The organism is Yersinia thracica, assembly GCF_902170565.1.
GTDB classification, from domain to species: domain Bacteria; phylum Pseudomonadota; class Gammaproteobacteria; order Enterobacterales; family Enterobacteriaceae; genus Yersinia; species Yersinia thracica.
In genome coordinates, this window is the sequence record NZ_CABHXX010000006.1 from 1 (window position 1) to 1,214 (window position 1,214).

The window sequence follows — 1,214 nt, forward strand, 5'->3', positions numbered from 1 at the left end:
CAAACTTGAGCCAGAGGTGGCCACCGCCACACCAATCGCAATTAATGCCGCCACCACTGGGTTCAGATGTTCACTTTTTTAGTGTGGGAAATAGCAGACTAAAAATCCCGGCTTTTGACCGGGATTTTTGATTAAGGTAGTTTGGTAAGTAAGGTGTTAGCTATCAGCCTTTACAGCGGCTAAGGGCTAATCGCAATGCGGCACCGATTTCAGCGGGCACACTATTCACTGAGATAACCACATCATCCGATTCGGTTAGCCCCGTTCCACTCCACGCTTCAAGCTTTTCGTGGCGCGTGGGTGAGATGGTGATCACATCATTAAGACAATGAATAGAGCAGTTTTTCATATCCTTAAATAATGCCCGCTTGGTTTTATAACCGTATTTCTGCATCAGCATCGCTATCCAGGCAGCATATTGCTCTTTGCCTGTTTCAAGATCAAAAAAAGCCACACGCTCTTCAAGTGAAGTTAATGTCCGGCTGTTTGATAACGCAATCAGCACAGCTTCACCGATACTTTTATCATCTGCATCTGGTGGTAATAGATGGGAAGGAAAAAGTGGATCCCTACGCACCCTACCCAGCCCAGAATAAGTCTCAACACTCAAAAACTCTTTAGTAGAATAAACCGATACCCAGTAGTCTTGATTTTTATTAAACATAACTATTTCACCTGTGTCACAGCGACTTTTACACCCTGGCTTTTACCATACTCGATTACCCGATTTATCTCTGTCCACTGAGTTTTATTTGTCAGGGCTGGAACAGCCAATTGTATTTCTCTGCTCGCGATCATTGAAGGTTTTAACTGTTCGCCTGAAAGGCTATATTCCTTAAACTTCGCAACCGCATCTACATTCCCTTTCAGCGAATTGTAGATTTGCCTTGGATTCGCCACTCTGCCGGCGGTGGTGGTATCCAGAGTTTTTACACTGATGGCCGTTCGGCTAATAGGATTATAGTAATCAAAGGTTTTAAAATTCTTTGGTAATCGAGCATCTGCCGGAAGCTGTGTCCCGACATAATTCTCCCACGGCATTCCTTGCTGGCTAATACCTTGCCCCCATTTGATGCCGGTTGTCGACTGATTTACCGTCGCAATGCTCGGCACCGCAAACTTCTTCACCTGCCCTGCGGCAAACCGGGCGCTGCCTTTTGCTACCGCGCCTACACCGGCAACATAACCGCCATATTCAACCAGCAGTTTACCCG

The 1,214-nt window shown here is 46.1% G+C and carries 2 protein-coding genes; both read right to left on the reverse strand.

Features of this window, described 5'->3' with window-relative positions; all coding sequences use genetic code 11:
• Positions 1-163 precede the first annotated feature (163 nt).
• Positions 164-664, reverse strand: coding sequence for a contact-dependent growth inhibition system immunity protein (locus FTA91_RS00825; RefSeq protein ID WP_145582778.1), 501 nt, complete (start codon positions 662-664; stop codon positions 164-166).
• A 2-nt stretch (positions 665-666) separates the two neighbouring features.
• Positions 667-1,214, reverse strand: a 548-nt coding sequence (locus FTA91_RS00830; protein ID WP_459565637.1) for an endonuclease toxin domain-containing protein, incomplete at its 5' end; no start/stop codon positions are given.